At 40.1% G+C, this 15,620-nt stretch carries 14 protein-coding genes; 7 read left to right on the top strand and 7 right to left on the bottom strand.

What is annotated here, in order from left to right; all coding sequences use genetic code 11:
- The first annotated feature begins 22 nt into the window (after positions 1-22).
- Positions 23-715: a Crp/Fnr family transcriptional regulator gene (locus IGM04_RS00485; RefSeq protein WP_002356133.1), complete on the top strand. Its 693-nt coding sequence runs from the start codon at positions 23-25 to the stop codon at positions 713-715.
- A gap of 47 nt (positions 716-762) precedes the next feature.
- On the top strand, positions 763-2,214 hold the full coding sequence (locus tag IGM04_RS00490) for a YfcC family protein (RefSeq protein ID WP_002383451.1): 1,452 nt from the start codon (positions 763-765) through the stop codon (positions 2,212-2,214).
- Between the two features lie 90 nt (positions 2,215-2,304).
- Here IGM04_RS00490 and IGM04_RS00495 read toward each other — a convergent pair whose 3' ends face one another.
- Together IGM04_RS00495 and IGM04_RS00500 are read right to left on the bottom strand one after the other, a co-directional pair.
- Positions 2,305-2,985 carry a type 1 glutamine amidotransferase domain-containing protein gene (locus tag IGM04_RS00495; protein WP_002367611.1) on the bottom strand — a complete coding sequence of 227 codons (681 nt, stop codon included), beginning with the start codon at positions 2,983-2,985 and terminating at the stop codon, positions 2,305-2,307.
- Entirely contained in the window at positions 2,982-3,317 is a 336-nt protein-coding gene (locus IGM04_RS00500) for an ArsR/SmtB family transcription factor (protein WP_002356136.1), read from the bottom strand. Before IGM04_RS00500 ends, IGM04_RS00495 begins: the two co-directional genes overlap by 4 nt.
- A 179-nt stretch (positions 3,318-3,496) precedes the next feature.
- Here IGM04_RS00500 and IGM04_RS00505 point away from each other — a divergent pair, with 179 nt between their 5' ends.
- From IGM04_RS00505 to IGM04_RS00515, 3 genes are all read left to right on the top strand, one after another.
- The gene (locus tag IGM04_RS00505; RefSeq protein WP_002390350.1) at positions 3,497-4,513 is read left to right on the top strand and encodes an NADP-dependent oxidoreductase; all 1,017 of its coding nucleotides are present in this window, start codon (positions 3,497-3,499) and stop codon (positions 4,511-4,513) included.
- A gap of 209 nt (positions 4,514-4,722) precedes the next feature.
- On the top strand, positions 4,723-7,230 hold the full coding sequence (locus IGM04_RS00510) for an EndoS/ChiA family endoglycosidase (RefSeq protein WP_010822434.1): 2,508 nt from the start codon (positions 4,723-4,725) through the stop codon (positions 7,228-7,230).
- A gap of 284 nt (positions 7,231-7,514) precedes the next feature.
- Positions 7,515-8,783, top strand: a complete 1,269-nt coding sequence (locus IGM04_RS00515; RefSeq protein WP_010822435.1) for a RidA family protein — start codon at positions 7,515-7,517, stop codon at positions 8,781-8,783.
- Between the two features lie 49 nt (positions 8,784-8,832).
- On the opposite strand, the gene IGM04_RS00520 is transcribed toward IGM04_RS00515, so the two are convergent.
- The gene (locus IGM04_RS00520) at positions 8,833-9,276 is read right to left on the bottom strand and encodes a MepB family protein (protein ID WP_002363485.1); all 444 of its coding nucleotides are present in this window, start codon (positions 9,274-9,276) and stop codon (positions 8,833-8,835) included.
- Positions 9,273-10,685 carry a PLP-dependent aminotransferase family protein gene (locus tag IGM04_RS00525; protein ID WP_002373794.1) on the bottom strand — a complete coding sequence of 471 codons (1,413 nt, stop codon included), beginning with the start codon at positions 10,683-10,685 and terminating at the stop codon, positions 9,273-9,275. The genes IGM04_RS00520 and IGM04_RS00525 overlap by 4 nt, the downstream gene beginning before the upstream one ends.
- A gap of 97 nt (positions 10,686-10,782) precedes the next feature.
- Between IGM04_RS00525 and IGM04_RS00530 the strand changes: the two genes are divergently transcribed.
- Positions 10,783-11,748 carry an ornithine cyclodeaminase family protein gene (locus tag IGM04_RS00530; protein WP_002359267.1) on the top strand — a complete coding sequence of 322 codons (966 nt, stop codon included), beginning with the start codon at positions 10,783-10,785 and terminating at the stop codon, positions 11,746-11,748.
- Position 11,749: 1 nt separating this feature from the next.
- A complete protein-coding gene (locus IGM04_RS00535) occupies positions 11,750-12,538 on the top strand; it encodes a PhzF family phenazine biosynthesis protein (RefSeq protein ID WP_010822437.1) in 789 nt (262 codons plus the stop codon).
- A gap of 47 nt (positions 12,539-12,585) precedes the next feature.
- On the opposite strand, the gene IGM04_RS00540 is transcribed toward IGM04_RS00535, so the two are convergent.
- From IGM04_RS00540 to guaA, 3 genes are all read right to left on the bottom strand, one after another.
- Entirely contained in the window at positions 12,586-13,131 is a 546-nt protein-coding gene (locus IGM04_RS00540; protein WP_002397682.1) for an ATP:cob(I)alamin adenosyltransferase, read from the bottom strand.
- A gap of 150 nt (positions 13,132-13,281) precedes the next feature.
- Positions 13,282-13,623: a hypothetical protein gene (locus IGM04_RS00545; protein ID WP_179189106.1), complete on the bottom strand. Its 342-nt coding sequence runs from the start codon at positions 13,621-13,623 to the stop codon at positions 13,282-13,284.
- Between the two features lie 146 nt (positions 13,624-13,769).
- Positions 13,770-15,332, bottom strand: coding sequence for a glutamine-hydrolyzing GMP synthase (gene guaA, locus IGM04_RS00550; RefSeq protein WP_002356158.1), 1,563 nt, complete (start codon positions 15,330-15,332; stop codon positions 13,770-13,772).
- Between the last annotated feature and the right edge of the window lie 288 nt (positions 15,333-15,620).

The raw sequence follows: 15,620 nt of genomic DNA on the forward strand, positions 1-15,620 counted from the left end.
TATAGTATTTAGGAGAATTAAGATGATGATAGAGAAAATAATCACTAAAAATAATCAAGATTTTCAATACTTTTCTGAATCAGAACTAACAGAATTGCGCAACGAGAGTTTCGTTCGCTCCTATAAAAAAGGCCAAGTCCTTTTTTATCCAGGTGATCCGAGAAATCATTTGATTTTACTGGTTTCAGGTGTCATTAAAATTGAAAAAAATGATCGCAGTGGTAATTTTTCCTATCTGCATTTTATGAAAAAGCAGGCTCTTTTTCCGAGAATCGGACTGTTTCAAGATGAGGTTCATTACGACTCCGCGATTGCCTATACGGATATTGAGGTTGTGTTTGTGCCAGTTAAACTGTTTGAGCGTTTTCTCCAAAATAATCCCCAGCAATTGATTCATTGGATTCAAGAACAATCGGTCCTTTTAAAAGAAAGTATGATCAAAATCCAAAAAGGAACAACCAATGATGCATGTGAACGGATTGTGACATCACTGGCGATGTTATTAAATGATTTAGGAGAACGAATTGACAACAGAGAACGCGTTGCAATTACTTGTCCAATTACCATTAATGACATTGCACGAATGAGTGGAACTACGCGGGAAACAGCAAGCAGTGTTATGAAAAAATTAGTCCAAATGAACCGTATTAGCTACAGTCATAAATTCTTAACTTTTCTAGATACGCCATTCTTTATTGATCGATTGAGTAATTAATCATAGAGAAGGGAGATACAGGAAAGTAGGTTCCTGTATAAAAGGATATGGCAGAAAAAAAGAAGAAAAACAAAAAACAGCTTTCGTCTTTTAGTATTTTATTTATTATTTTAATTGTTTTAGGTATCGTAACGGTCTTGCTAAATGGCCAGCCATTTACCCCAAGAGAAATTGATGGCAAAATGGTTGACCACGTGGTAGGGGCCAAATTATCGGATATTATCATGGCTCCATTCAATGGGTTTAAAGATGCCATTGAAATTAATATTTTTATTTTAGTACTCGGTGGCTTTTTAAATATTGTGACGCAAACTGGGGCTCTTGAAGCAGGGATTCAATCAGTCGTTAAAAAGTTAAAAGGGAACGAATTGAAAATCATTCCGATTTTAATGATTTTATTTTCTATTGGTGGGTCGACTTATGGAATGGCAGAAGAAACAATTCCTTTTTATGGTTTATTGAGTGCCACCATGGTCGCCGCTGGTTTTGATACGTTTGTCGCAGTGGGGACTGTGCTATTGGGTGCAGGATCAGGTGTTATCGGTTCAACGGTTAACCCTTTCTCCACAGGGGTAGCGATGGATGCGTTACGAGGTATTGGCATTCAGCCGAATACAGGAATTATTTTAATTGTCGGTGCTATTTTGTGGGCGGCCTCTACCAGCTATTCTATTTTCATTGTGATGCGTTATGCGAAAAAAGTGAAGGCTGACAAAGGTTCAACAATTTTATCTTTACAAGAACAAGAGGATATGGAAAAAACGTATGGACAAGCAGCGTCGAAAGAAATGCCATTTACGAATCGTCATAAAAAAATCTTAATGGTATTCGCTTTCTGTTTTGTCGTTATGATTGTTTCCTTAATTCCATGGAACGACTTTGGAGTGACGATTTTCAAAGGCTGGACGTCTGTTTTAACAGGCAACAGTTTCGGTGACTGGTACTTTGGCGACTTAGCGATGTGGTTCTTCCTTTTAGGGATCATTGCTGCCTTGATTGGTCGCTTTACTGAAAAAGAAACCATTGAAGCATTTATCGACGGTGCCAAAGATATGTTATCCGTTGTTTTAATTATCGTAGTTGCTCGCGGGGCATCTGTTTTGATGTCTAAAACGTATTTAGATTCATTTATCCTTGATAAAGCGGCAGGCTTATTACAAGGACTCTCCCCAGTCTTATTTGTCATCGGTGCCTTTGTTTTATACTTAGGTTTATCTTTCCTAATTCCTTCAACTTCTGGTTTAGCGTACGTTTCTATTCCTGTAATGGGTGCGTTAGCTAAAAACATTGGTTTAAGTCCAGAAGTGATGGTTATGATTTTTGCTTCAGGTTGTGGCTTGATTAATTTGATCACGCCAACATCTGGTGTCGTAATGGGTGGTTTGGAAATTTCCAAAGTTCAATATGCCACTTGGACAAAATTTATGGCCAAACCAATGATTGTCTTAGGCTTAATTAACCTAATTATCTTAATTGGCGCGATGTTACTCTTTAGCTAATCAAAAATTTTTTATGTTAGGGCTTCGGCTTTCGGAAAAAAGAAGAAGCAATGAAACAACAGCGACTACCTAAAAGTAGTCGCTGTTGTTTCATTTTGATAGTTGTTGAATTAACAATCTTGCGACAGCGCGGACAGAAAAAGGATTTTGCCCAGTGATTATACGGCCATCTTGATACGCAAATTCTTTATAGGGACGCTTTTTCGCAAAAGTAGCACCATGTTCTTTGGCAATTGTTTCGTTTAAGAAAGGAACAACTGCTTTTTTCATGGCTAAAATTTCTTCTGCAGTAGTGAAGCCAGTAATGGTTTTATCTGCAATCAAATAATTTCCTGACGCATCTTTGACATTTAAAAGACCAGCAATTCCGTGACAAACAGAAGTTAGGTACTTGCCCTGTTCGTAAAGGCTACGAGTGATTGCTTGCAACTGAGGATTATCAGGAAAGTCCCACATAACGCCATGGCCTCCTGTAAAGTAAATCGCTGCGTATTCATCTGGATCAATTTCTTCAAGAGAGAGGGAATGCGCTAGCGCTCGTTCTTGAAAATCGGCACTTTCATAAACCGCCATAATGGATGAATCTACATATTTCATACTCCGGGGATCCAAAGGGACATAGCCTCCTTGGGGACTAACATAGTCAACTGAAAATCCTGCTTTGGTTACTTCTTCCACGAACTCCGTGGCTTCACCTAGCCAGAGGCCCGTTGGTTCTTCGGTGCCGTGATAACGGGAGACGTTTGTGAGGACCACGAGAATTTTTTTCATGCTTGCTTCCTCCCTGGCATAATCGACGTAATGTGGGTCAATAGTTGTTGGAGTTGCTCAATTTTGGTGGTATCGTGAGAAAGTGAGTAATAATTTTTAGTTCCTTCACTGCGACAATCAATTAATTTGGCTTGTTTCAAAATTTTTAAGTGGTGAGAAACAGCGGGGCGTGAGAGTTGTGTCGCCTCTGTTAACTCAGTGACACGACGGCCAACACAGGCCTGGTCTTCTAGCAGTGCAATAATAATTGCTTGGCGTTTTTCATCACCCAATGCGATTAAAAAATCACTAAGCGCAGTAAATTCTGTTTGAATTTCTTCTAATTCTTTCATATTTTTTCGCCTCTTTGGTTCGTATTTTTAAACGATTAAACCATTTTTCGTGTTTTTTGTCAATGAAATACGCTGAGGGCTGAAACTTGACGTGAATCCCATTCTTCGTTAAGATACTAATTGATTAAAGGTTTAAACTTTTAAACCGATAGAAAGGATAGAAAGAGAGGAAAGATTCAATGATGAAAGCCGCTTTAATTCATAAATACGGACAAAAAGAATTAGCAATCGAGGAGGTGCCCTTACCCACCATTCATGACAATGATGTTTTGGTCAAAATTATCGCTGCCAGTATCAACCCGATTGATTTAAAAACAAAAGATGGCAAAGTAAAGATGCTTTTAAATTATCAAATGCCACTGATTTTAGGCAGTGATTTTGCTGGGATTGTTGTTTCTGTTGGAAAAAATGTTCAAAATTTTAGGCTGGGCGATGCAGTTTACGGGCGAGTACCCAAAAATCGCGTGGGAACTTTTGCTGAATATATTGCAGTGGATCAAGCGGCTGTAGCTATGAAGCCGAAAAATTTAACGTTTGAAGAAGCTGCGGCCATTCCGTTAGTCGGTTTGACAAGTTATCAAGCGCTACATGATATTATGAATGTACAGCCAGGCCAGAAAGTCCTGATTCAAGCAGGTTCAGGAGGGATTGGGACCATTGCGATTCAATTAGCAAAACTAGCGGGCGCTTACGTTGCCACCACAACGAGTAGTAAAAATAAAGAATGGGTTCAAGTGTTGGGAGCAGATGAAGTGATTGACTATCGGACACAAAATTTTGAAGAAGTTTTATCCGACTACGATTATGTGTTTGATACAATGGGGGGGACAATCTTAGAAAAAGCTTTTTCAGTGGTTAAACCTCAGGGAAAAGTCGTTACATTGTCAGGCATTCCCAACGAACGTTTTGCTAAAGAGTATGGCTTGCCGCTTTGGAAACAATGGGCCTTTAAAATAGCTACTCGCAAGATTCATCGATTGGAGCAAGCCACAGATGTTAGTTATCATTTTTTGTTTATGCGTCCAGATGGCGAGCAATTAGCTTTACTCACTGAGTTCATTGAACAGGGAAAATTACAGCCGATAATTGACCGAGTCGTTCCTTTTAGCCAAATTCAAGAAGCGGTGGATTATTCACTGACAGGACGAGCACAAGGGAAAATTGTTGTGAAAATCGCCGATGTTGATCACGACTAAGTAAAGGAGACTTGCAAGAAAAATAGGCCTGTTTTTCTTGCAAGTCTCAAAATTTACATTTAAACGCCGCCTAACGAAAGTGATTTTAGGCGGGAAAAGATTTTTATAGAAAATCCTCATTTTTCCAGTTTCTATTTTGCAAATTCGTTATTTTTTGTTATTCTATTGATGGTTGTGTATGCGCTTTCTTTTTAGGTGGATACACAAAAATGAACGGAGTGCAGAAAGGAATGGTGTTCAAAGTGGGGAACAATTTATCGACAAGAAAAGGAGAAAACAGAGAAACAATTGTCAGTTGGCTGGGTCTTTCGTTATTGGTTGGCTTGGCATTTATCTTATTTAGTCTGTTTCATCAACCAATGGTCAGCCAAGCCAATGAGCCGACCCAAGAGAAACATTTTATGGTTTATTATCGGGCTTGGCGTGACAAAACGATGCAAGGAGTTAATACAACATTGCCAGATGAAAATTGGCTAACGATGCACGATATTCCTTATGGTATTGACATTGTGAATGTCTTTAGTTATGTGCCAAAAGGACAAGAAGCACTTGCACAGCCATTTTATGATACGTTAAAAAATGAGTATGCGCCAGCACTGCATGCACGAGGTGTTCGTTTAGTTCGTGGGATTGATTACAGCGAGCTATTAAAAGTTCCTTATGCAGGAACAACGCCTACAGAAGCAGAATTTGATGCTTATGCGAAAGAGTTGTTAACCAAATTTGTCGATGATTTAGGAATTGATGGGTTAGATATTGACATGGAAACTCGTCCAAGTGAAAAAGATATTGTTCTATCTAATGGTGTCATTCGTGCATTATCAAAATACATTGGACCGAAGTCGGGAACGGATCGTCCATTTTTGTATGATACCAATGCAGAATATTTACCACCTTTACAAGATGTCAGTGACTGTTTCGATTTTCTCGCGTATCAACAGTATGGCAGCGATGACCAACGCACGCAACGAGCATTAAATAATTTAAGTCCGGTTCTCAATGGGGAACGATTTGTTCCAGGATTAACTTTCCCAGAAGAGCAAGATCGCAACCGCTGGTATGACACAAAAGAGCCGTATATGGAAAGTAACATGTATAAAGTAGCTCGTTATTCTTATGAAAATAATTTAGGGGGCATGTTCCTCTATGCCTTAGATCGCGATGGTCGCACCTATAATGAAGACGATTTAAATCAGATAAAACCTTCTAATTTACTTTGGACAAAAACGGCCATTGCAGAGAGTAAAGGCGTTTCTCTTGCAGAGATGAAAGCGGCTGCGCAACACTATTTAAAACGAATTAGCTACGCCAACACAGACCTTGAAGCACAAAATAAAGCCGCAGAAGCAGTGACACAAGCAACAACGCTTTATGATGTGAATAAAGCTATTTTAGGTGGCGATTATGGCCAAGGGATTTCAAACACCTATGATGCTGAATTAGAAAAAGGCCTGTTAGCCATTGACTTAACCACTTTATATCGTGCGTTAGATCAAGCAGTTACAGCCATTGAAAAGGCAGAAAGCTATACACCAGAAACGATTCAAGCACTACAAACAACAAAAGAGACAGTCGCAACAGAACTTGCGGGAAAAACGTATACAGCCGCGCAAGTGACTACTTGGCAAACGGAGGTCCAAACAGCTTTGGATAATTTAAAAGAGAAACAAACACAACCTTTAAAAAGTGTCTTTTCCATTGATGCGGGAAGAAAATATTTTTCCGTGGAGCAACTGGAAGAATTAGTGGCCAAAGCCAGTCAAAATGGGTACACAGATGTCCAATTAATTTTAGGAAATGATGGCTTACGGTTTATCTTGGATGATATGTCGGTCAATGTGAATGGTAAAAAATACAACCACAACCGGGTTTCAAAAGCAATCCAACGAGGCAACAACGCGTATTACAATGATCCTAATGGCAACGCGTTAACACAAAAAGAAATGGATCGGTTGTTGGCTTTTGCGAAAGCGCGCAACATCAACATCATTCCCGTGATTAACAGTCCAGGACATATGGATGCCTTGTTAGTGGCTATGGAAAAACTAGCGATTAAAAATCCCGCTTTTGATGGCTCAAAACGAACAGTAGATTTAGGGAACCAAAAGGCAGTGAATTTCACAAAGGCGATTATCAGTAAGTACGTGGCTTATTTTTCCGCGCATAGTGAAATTTTCAATTTTGGTGGCGATGAGTATGCAAATGATGTCGACACAGGCGGTTGGGCGAAACTGCAATCTTCTGGGCGCTACAAGGATTTTGTCGCTTATGCGAATGATTTAGCTAAAATAATTAAAGATGCGGGCATGCAGCCAATGAGCTTCAATGATGGCATTTATTACAACAGCGACGATTCTTTCGGTACATTTGACCCAGAGATTATTATTTCTTATTGGACAGCCGGTTGGAGTGGGTATGACGTAGCCAAACCTGAGTACTTTGTTCAAAAAGGACACAAAATTTTTAATACCAATGATGCGTGGTATTGGGTAGCTGGCAATGTTGATTCTGGCATTTATCAATATGATGATGCTTTAGCAAATATGTCGAAAAAAGCATTTACAGATGTGCCAGCAGGTAGCCCGAATCTTCCAATTATTGGAAGTATTCAATGTGTTTGGTATGATGACCCTCGTCGTGACTATGATTTTGAACGAATTTATACGCTAATGGATACGTTCTCGGAAAATTATCGTGAGTATATGGTGGTTAAATAAAACTAGTTAAAGCTAATGAGTTATCTATAAAGACTGGCACGAATCAAGCTTGATTCGTGCCAGTCTTCTTTAACGGAAGAAGATTTGTTTGAGGGCCAACAATCAATTTAGGAATGCCTTATTGAAATGTTCCTGTTCTTATTGTAGACTGAAAGAAGTGGTGGTGGAAAGCTATCACCATTAATAGAAAAGCAGGAAAATAAAAAGGATCTTGTTGGAAGTTTAATGCTTGGAAATGTAAGCGGAATCATTTTTGTTGGAATGCTAAAAAAGGGAGTAGAGTTATGAGTAATGAAAATATCGTCTTAGCAAGAAATACAGAGCGTGCACCAAAGCATCCTCTCGCAGCCCAAACAGTCGCATTTTCCCACTATAATCATTTGTCGGCACAGTTACCTATTGAGCCAACCTCTGGACAATTGGTAGAAGGTGGCATTCGGGCCCAAGCGACACAATGTTTGAAAAATATCCAAGCGGTTGTTGAAAGTATCAACCATGTGATGAGTGACATTGTCAGAATGACCATTTTTGTCAAAGATATGCGGGATGTTGCCGCAGTTGAGGAGGTCTATGCGGCCTTTTTTACCCATTATTATCCAGCTAAAACAGTGGTCGCCGTCGCAGATTTGCCGTTAGGCGCTTCTGTTCAAATGGAGGCACTTGTTTCAAATGGGGAAGGAACTATCCCTAATGCACCTCAAGCTGGGGATTTAATTAAATTAACAAATCAGACTGTTCAGGCACCAATTGATGCTCTAGCCAGTCAAACGGTCGCGTTTTCTCACTATAACAATCTGTCTGCACAATTGCCTATAGATCCTCAAACGGGCAGAGTTGTGGCTGGCTGTGTTAAAACGCAAACAAAACAATGTTTGAAAAACATAAAAGCCATTTTAACCAGTATTGATGTGCCTTTTGATGATATTGTGAAGATCAACATTTATTTAAAAGATTTATCTAAGCTGGAAGCTGTCAATCAAGTATATGCCGCTTTTTTCCCAGATTCAGGAATTGCGCGCACGGTCAATTATATGCCAGCACGAACAGTGATTGCTGTTGCTGATTTACCAATGGGCGCGGCGGTTCAAGTAGAAGCGGTGGTTTCTCATGGGGATGGTACGCCACCACAAGCGATTGAAGATCGACATGGATTAATTATTGAAGCAAATAATACAGATCACGCACCGAAGTGTCCATTTTCGACACAAACTGTTGCTTTTTCTCATTACAACCACCTATCAGCTCAGCTACCATTGGACCCTAAAACAAATGCGTTAGTCGCTGGCGGAATCAAGGAACAAACGACGCAATGTTTAGAAAACATCAAAGCGATTATTGAAAGTGTGGATCACAGCTTAGCTGATCTGGTGAAAGTGAATATTTTTGTGAAAGAGATTGAAGAGCTGGCGGCAGTAGATGACGTCTACCAAACGTACTTCCCTGAAGGCACGCCTGCCAGAAGAGTGATTGGTGTGACGGATTTACCAAAAGGTGCCCAGATTCAAATCGAAGCGATTGCTGGGAACGCAGAAGGTACGCCACCAATTGGCTAAACAGTAAAATAAACAAACGTCAGCTGGCTTCTGAAGCCAGCTGACGTTTTTAGTATTTAGATAAATCAGTAAAGTAAGCTAGTTGCCATTTTTGTGTTTTTTTGGCGGTTTGATTAAGATTTTGGCACCAAGAAGGATAAAAACGGGCCGCCATTTTGCCTTTTTGTTGATGCGTTTTGAGAATTTTTTGTTGGATTAAACATTCTTTTGGCAGAAGAAAGAGACCTTGCTTTTCTTGATCAGCAATGACAATTGCTAACATTTCAGGGGCTTCCGTTGCATCAAAGGCTTCGTTCTGATTTTGTTGATTTTTTTCCCAGAAGGCTGCAAAATAGCCTTCTTTTTTCGGCGTTTTTTTGGCTAAGCGACTGCGGATAAGTTGTTGCGATTCATTAACTTGACATAAAAAGCCTTCATATTCGGCATTTTGTTTTTCTTCGGAAAGCAGGGTGATCGCGCCCACTGCTTTTTCAAGTATTGGCAATGAATTCATAGGGAATGTCCTTTCTTTTCGTTTAATGTCGGTAAGAGTTCTTGGATAATGGTTAATCCTTTCGCCAATACCTCAAGCTGATTGGAGGCCAAGGAAATTCGTAAAAAAGCATCTGGCTGATTTTGCACAGTAAAGCGGCTCGAGTGAAAAAGACGTACCCCATTTTGGAGAAATTCTTGTTCAATTTGCGGCGCCGTTTTTTCGGTAGAAAGGGGAATAGTTCGGTAGTACGGCAAAGGATTGCTAGGTCTAGCTAACCCAAAAATGGTATCAAATAAGTCATTGGCTTGTTTTGTTAAAGCCAATTTTTCTATCACTAATTCTTCTGCAACTGGTGAGCGTAAGACTTGGGTGACAATTTCAGCATCAAAGCCAGAAGTTTTAACGTTAATATTAAAAATCGCACGCTCTATTTCTTGGCGAAGAAGCGGAGGGAAAACAAGGTATGCAATGCGTAAGCCTGTACAGACAAATTTTGTCATCCCCGCTAAGTAAATCGTTTGTTGAGGTAAGAGTTCTTGAAACGTTGGTAAAACTGCTTGCTGTGCATAAGTTGTTAAAAAAGAATGAATGTCATCTTCAATTACCCATAAGTGTTCTTGCTGAATGATTTCAGCTAAAGTCATTCGGCGGGCGCTAGACATTTGGAAACCAATCGGGTTATTACATGCGGGCATTAAGAAAATACCATGTATTTTTTTCTTTTTGCATTCTTGCAGTAAATGCTCTGGGTCCATCCCCTCGGAATCATAGCCAATCGGGACGATTTCTAAATGATAAAGCTGGGCGAGTTCAATAAAATTTGAATACGTGTATCGATCTACGGCAATCCGCTGACCTGGAGAAAAAGCGGCGGCTAACGTCACGGCCAGCCCATTCTGGACACCAGATACAATGGCAACTTCTTCGGCATTGGTCCGAACGCCTTGTGTCTGAAGCCATTCGGCAGCGGTTGCTCGTTGAAAGTGCGTACCTAAAGGATCGCGATAATTTAGCAAACTGTTAAGGGCCGCATTTTTACTAACGGATTCAATAAAAGGTAAAATCCGCTGATTACACATATCAAAGGAACTAACCAGCCCTAAATCAATTAGATGGTCCGCTACTTGGTTGGTAGAGATTGTAATTGAGTGAAACGCGTTGGGAGAAACGAAAGTGCCGCTACCGATGTTGGTATAAAGTAAGCCTTTTTCCATAGCGTGTTTATAGGCTTGACCAATCGTCGTGAAATTCAGATCCAAGTAATCAGCTAATTCTCTTTGCGAAGGCAATTTCACATTTTTTTGAAGTGCACCAGATAAGATATCCGCTTCTAATTGTTGAACCAATGATTGGTAATAAGGTCTTGTTAAACGTTCTTTAACAGGGCGCCATGACAACGCATAGTTCTCATAGGAATTAATCGGCATGAGGGGAACTTCCTTTCTATAAAATTGTATTCCATACAATTATAGCATTGAGTGTATTGTTTGTCTGGTTTATGATAGCGCAAAGGGAGGAATTCAGATGGACATTATTTCTTATGAGAGGGTTATTCAACAATTGTCGTTTTCCGAAGCAATTCAAGTGATGAAACGTTGCTTTGCAGAGTTGCAAAAAGGAAAAATTTCGCAAAGTGAGCGCCATGTAGAGGTTTTACCAGATGGGGAAAATCAGAATCTTTTTGCATTAATGCCTGCTTACTTAGGAAAAAATCGCTTTTTTGGGGCAAAAATCATTACAGCTTTTCCAGAAAATCCACAAAAAAATTTGGCCTCGCATCTTGGTCAAATTTTATTGTTTGATAGTTCTACTGGAAGACCAGTCGCGATGATGGACGCCAATGCGATTACGTGGCTTCGCACGGCAGCTGTTTCTGCTTTGGCAACCGATTATTTAGCAGCTCCAAAGGCAAAAAGTATCGCTTTGATTGGTGCAGGTCAACAAGCTTCATCTCATCTCGCAGCGCTACAAAGCGTTCGGGCGATTGAAAAGGTTTTTATATATGACCGCACAGCAGAACGCGCACGAAAATTAATCGCTAAGCAACAGCACAATTACCCCGAATGTACCTTTATTGGTTGTTCTTCTGTCCAAGAAGCCGTCCAGGAAGCGGAAATTATCTGTACACTAACTTCCAGTCAGGACGCATTTTTAGAAGAAAAAGACGTTTTGCCGAATGCCCATATCAATGCGATTGGCACATTCACGCCGACTTCCAGAGAATTAACAAGCGACCTTGTTAAAAACAGTCAAGTGTTTGTAGATGAGTACGCGGCTGCATTAAAAGAAAGCGGGGATCTTCTAATTCCGATTTCAGAAGGTGCCTTTTCAGCTGAAAAAATTGTAGGTTCTCTCGGCGAATTAGTGACTGGCAAAGTTAAACTAAAGGCGGAGCAGAAAGGCCGCACGATTTTTGATGCGGTTGGCTTAGCAGTTGAGGATTTGTGTTGCGCGGAATACATTTATCAAAAAATACAAGGAGAGAATTAAAATGAGTTATCCCTATTATATTGTCGATGCTTTCGCGGAGGAAGTTTTTAAAGGCAATCCCGCCGCTGTTTATGTTTTGGAAAAATGGTTGCCAGAAGCGGTGATGCAAAACATTGCGATTGAAAATAATTTGTCAGAGACTGCTTTTACAGTCAAAGAGGGACAAAGTTACGCCCTGCGCTGGTTTACGCCGGAACGAGAAATCGATCTCTGCGGGCATGCTACATTAGCGACGGCTTTTGTGTTATTTAACTATTATTCCGTTGCGGAAGAAACGCTTCATTTTACTAGTCAAAGTGGACCGCTCGCAGTGACCAAAAAAGAGGAATACTATTATCTAGATTTTCCTTATATCCTACCGGAAAGGATTCCAATTTTGCCAGAGTATGAAGACGCTTTAGGCACGAAAATTTATGAAGCTTATTTGGGCCGCGATTTATTTTTTGTCTTAAAAGACGAAGAGACAGTGGCAAAAATCACACCAGATTTTTCTGCATTAAAAGCATTGGATTTAGGAGTAGGAGTCATTGTAACGGCATCAGGAGACTCGGTGGATTTTGTTTCACGAACTTTTTTCCCGAAACTAAGAATTAACGAAGATCCAGTTTGTGGTTCTGCGCACGCCAATTTAATTCCTTATTGGGGAAAACGGCTCAATCAAACGACCCTTTCCGCCTATCAAGTGTCCCCAAGAGGCGGCCTTTTAACTTGTGAAGTGAAAGAAAATCGAGTCATTATTGGTGGTACTGCTAAACTATTTGCAAAAGGGGAAGCTTACTTGCCTGTATAAAAGTACACCGACCGCTAGCAATTCGTCGTTAGCGATCGGTGTACTTTTTAAATAGAATAGTTGCGAGAAACAAAGGGGACTTCTTCACCATTTTCGAGCTTATTTAGATACAAAGCTAACATGAAAAAGTAACCTGAGAGTAAGTTGACTACATCATACAGCTGCGGATCAATTTTTTTACCCCCATAGTCCATGCGATAAAGTAAACGAACAATATCTTTGGCTTTGGCTCTTAAGATGTGTGCATAAGAGGAACAGATTGTGCCCATCGGTAAAACAAAAGGACGATTTTCTTCGTATGTCAGTTCATTCATAGCATTGACACGTTCCAAAAGCCAGGCTATTTCGTCCTCTGTGACTGTTAATTTTGTTCGGGTCGTTGGATTGACATGGTAGATTAACTCGCAAATTTTGGCTAGTTCTTCTGTTAGTGCAGGCTGTTCAGGGACGTCTAATTGTTGCACATATCCTCGTAGAAGACCTGTCATCGAGGCCAATTCATCAGTCATTAATTCAAAATCACATCGTAAATCTTCTGGTTTAGAAGATAGATACGGGTACGCTTCATACGGACTGCGGTACATTTTTTCCATTCAATTTCCCTACTTTCTAAAAATAAAAAGCCCTCAAAAAGAATGCACGAAAGCCAATCTTTTTGAGCGCCGTTGCTCGACTGTTCACAGTACACCATTGTACTTGCTAAGGTAATCATAGCCAAGAGTAAAGGGAGAGTCAAGGGGGAATCAAGGTTGGAGAAAGAAAGTGAAGCTAAGAATTACCAAAAGTAAACCAATCAATAAACTGACAAGACCAGAGATTTGACCTAATCGTTGTTGGGTAGAAGAAGGCTGGTCGGTAACTGTGAGCAAACTTGAGAAAAAGTTCATTTTTTTCACGAGTATTAAATACGCAACAATAAGCAAAAGAATACCCGAAAAAAGGTACGAAAGGGGCTCAGAAATAACTTTTTGGGCACGAAGTAAAAAAATTCCTATGAAGAGGACAACAAAACCATACTTAAGAAAAGTTGCTTTTGACATGTTGAAATCGCTTCCTTTTAATTGATGAATTTTATTAATAGTCACTATTCTTATGATTAAATTATAGGACTTTGAGGGCGGTGGAGCAAAGGAAAAATGGAGAATGGTGGGAGGAAAGTGTGACCAAACGGTGATCAATAAAAAAAACCGCTAGAAACACCTATAAAATAGGTTTTCTAGCGGGTTGATTGTTATTCCCACTCCACAGTTGCAGGTGGTTTTGAAGTAATATCGTACACGATACGGTTTACATGTGCAACTTCGTTCACGATGCGCACAGAGATTTTTTGTAAAACATCCCAAGGGATACGGGCAAAGTCAGCGGTCATGCCGTCGATAGAAGTCACAGCACGGATACCGACTGTGTAATCGTAGGTACGGCCATCGCCCATAACGCCTACTGAGCGGATGCCAGGTAAGACAGTAAAGTACTGCCAAATGTCACGATCTAAGCCAGCTGCTGCGATTTCTTCACGTAGGATAGCATCTGAATCACGAACGATTTGTAATTTATCTTCTGTAATTTCACCAAGCACACGAATACCTAATCCTGGTCCTGGGAATGGTTGGCGCCAAACGATTGCATCAGGCATGCCAAGTTCAGTTCCTAAGGCACGAACTTCGTCTTTGAATAATGTATTTAAAGGTTCAATTAATTCAAATTGCATGTCTTCAGGAAGACCACCAACATTGTGATGTGATTTAATTGTTTGCGCAGTTTCTGTACCAGATTCGATGACGTCTGTGTAAAGAGTTCCTTGTGCTAGGAATGAAACGCCTTCTTCCCCAGCAAGTTTAGTTGCTTCGTCATCAAAAACATACACAAATTCGTTACCAATGATTTTACGTTTTTGTTCAGGGTCAGAAACGCCTGCTAATTTGCTTAAGAAGCGTTCTTTTGCATCTACTTTAATAATGTTTAAGCCAAATTTACCGCCTAAACTTTCCATTACTTGTTCTGCTTCACCTTTACGTAATAATCCATGGTCAACGAAGATACAAGTTAATTGGTCGCCAATGGCTTTTTGTAAAAGCACGCCGACAACACTTGAGTCAACGCCACCTGATAAACCAAGTAAGACTTTTTTATCGCCTACTTGTTCACGGATTTTAGCGACTTCCATATCGATGAAGTTTTCCATGCTCCAGTCACCAGTACAGCCACACACATCAAAAGCAAAGTGACGTAATAAGTCGTTACCATATTCTGAATGACGAACTTCTGGGTGAAATTGTACGCCGTAGAATTTGCGGTTGGCATCTTCGATAGAAGCGATTGGACAATCATTGCTTGTCCCAACTTTTTCGAATCCAGGAGCGATTTCTGTTACTAAATCACCGTGGCTCATCCAAACGGTTTGTTTCGCAGGTGTTCCTTGGAATAATGTCGCATCACCAAGGATTTCTAATTCTGCTTTTCCGTATTCACGGTTTGCGGCAGGTTCTACTTTTCCGCCTAAGTTATGAGTCATTAATTGCATACCGTAGCAGATGCCAAGAATGGGAATTCCTAACTCATAAATTTCTGGATCAATGCTAAAAGCATCTTTGTCATACACGCTGTTTGGTCCACCTGAGAAGATGATTCCTTTAGGCGCGATTTTGCGAATTTCTTCTGCCGTAGTTCGGTGGCTTAATAACTCAGAGAATACGCCAAATTCACGAATACGACGAGTAATCAATTGGTTAAACTGACTACCAAAGTCTAAAACAATAATTTTTTCGACAGATGTCAAATCGGCAACGTTAGTCACGTCTATTACCCCTTATCCATTTAAATTTATCTAAAGAAAAGGCGGTTAAAAAGTGGTCAGCACCAAGAATTAAGAAAGGATTTTCAAAAATTGTTTTACGATTTTTAGAAAATTTTGGCTTAATTCCGCAGGGGCTACTTTTAAACAGCCGAGAATCAGGCGATTAAAAAGTGGTTCACTTTTGTTCCGTACTCTTCTTTGTCTAGCTATACTTATTAAAACATTTTACTCCTTGAAAGTCATGCATTCTGCTGAAAATTTTCAAGGATATTTCTACAAAAGATACAG

The sequence above is a fragment of the Enterococcus sp. DIV2385 genome (assembly GCF_051711925.1).
In the GTDB taxonomy this organism is placed as follows: Bacteria; Bacillota; Bacilli; order Lactobacillales; family Enterococcaceae; genus Enterococcus; species Enterococcus faecalis.

What these genes read in the sequence shown, in the direction of transcription:
- IGM04_RS00485 (WP_002356133.1), top strand. Translation starts at nt 23, where the DNA reads ATGATGATAGAGAAAATAATCACTAAAAATAATCAAGATTTTCAATAC.
- IGM04_RS00490 (WP_002383451.1), top strand. Translation starts at nt 763, where the DNA reads ATGGCAGAAAAAAAGAAGAAAAACAAAAAACAGCTTTCGTCTTTTAGT.
- IGM04_RS00495 (WP_002367611.1), bottom strand. Translation starts at nt 2,985, where the DNA reads ATGAAAAAAATTCTCGTGGTCCTCACAAACGTCTCCCGTTATCACGGC.
- IGM04_RS00500 (WP_002356136.1), bottom strand. Translation starts at nt 3,317, where the DNA reads ATGAAAGAATTAGAAGAAATTCAAACAGAATTTACTGCGCTTAGTGAT.
- IGM04_RS00505 (WP_002390350.1), top strand. Translation starts at nt 3,497, where the DNA reads ATGATGAAAGCCGCTTTAATTCATAAATACGGACAAAAAGAATTAGCA.
- IGM04_RS00510 (WP_010822434.1), top strand. Translation starts at nt 4,723, where the DNA reads ATGAACGGAGTGCAGAAAGGAATGGTGTTCAAAGTGGGGAACAATTTA.
- IGM04_RS00515 (WP_010822435.1), top strand. Translation starts at nt 7,515, where the DNA reads ATGAGTAATGAAAATATCGTCTTAGCAAGAAATACAGAGCGTGCACCA.
- IGM04_RS00520 (WP_002363485.1), bottom strand. Translation starts at nt 9,276, where the DNA reads ATGAATTCATTGCCAATACTTGAAAAAGCAGTGGGCGCGATCACCCTG.
- IGM04_RS00525 (WP_002373794.1), bottom strand. Translation starts at nt 10,685, where the DNA reads ATGCCGATTAATTCCTATGAGAACTATGCGTTGTCATGGCGCCCTGTT.
- IGM04_RS00530 (WP_002359267.1), top strand. Translation starts at nt 10,783, where the DNA reads ATGGACATTATTTCTTATGAGAGGGTTATTCAACAATTGTCGTTTTCC.
- IGM04_RS00535 (WP_010822437.1), top strand. Translation starts at nt 11,750, where the DNA reads ATGAGTTATCCCTATTATATTGTCGATGCTTTCGCGGAGGAAGTTTTT.
- IGM04_RS00540 (WP_002397682.1), bottom strand. Translation starts at nt 13,131, where the DNA reads ATGGAAAAAATGTACCGCAGTCCGTATGAAGCGTACCCGTATCTATCT.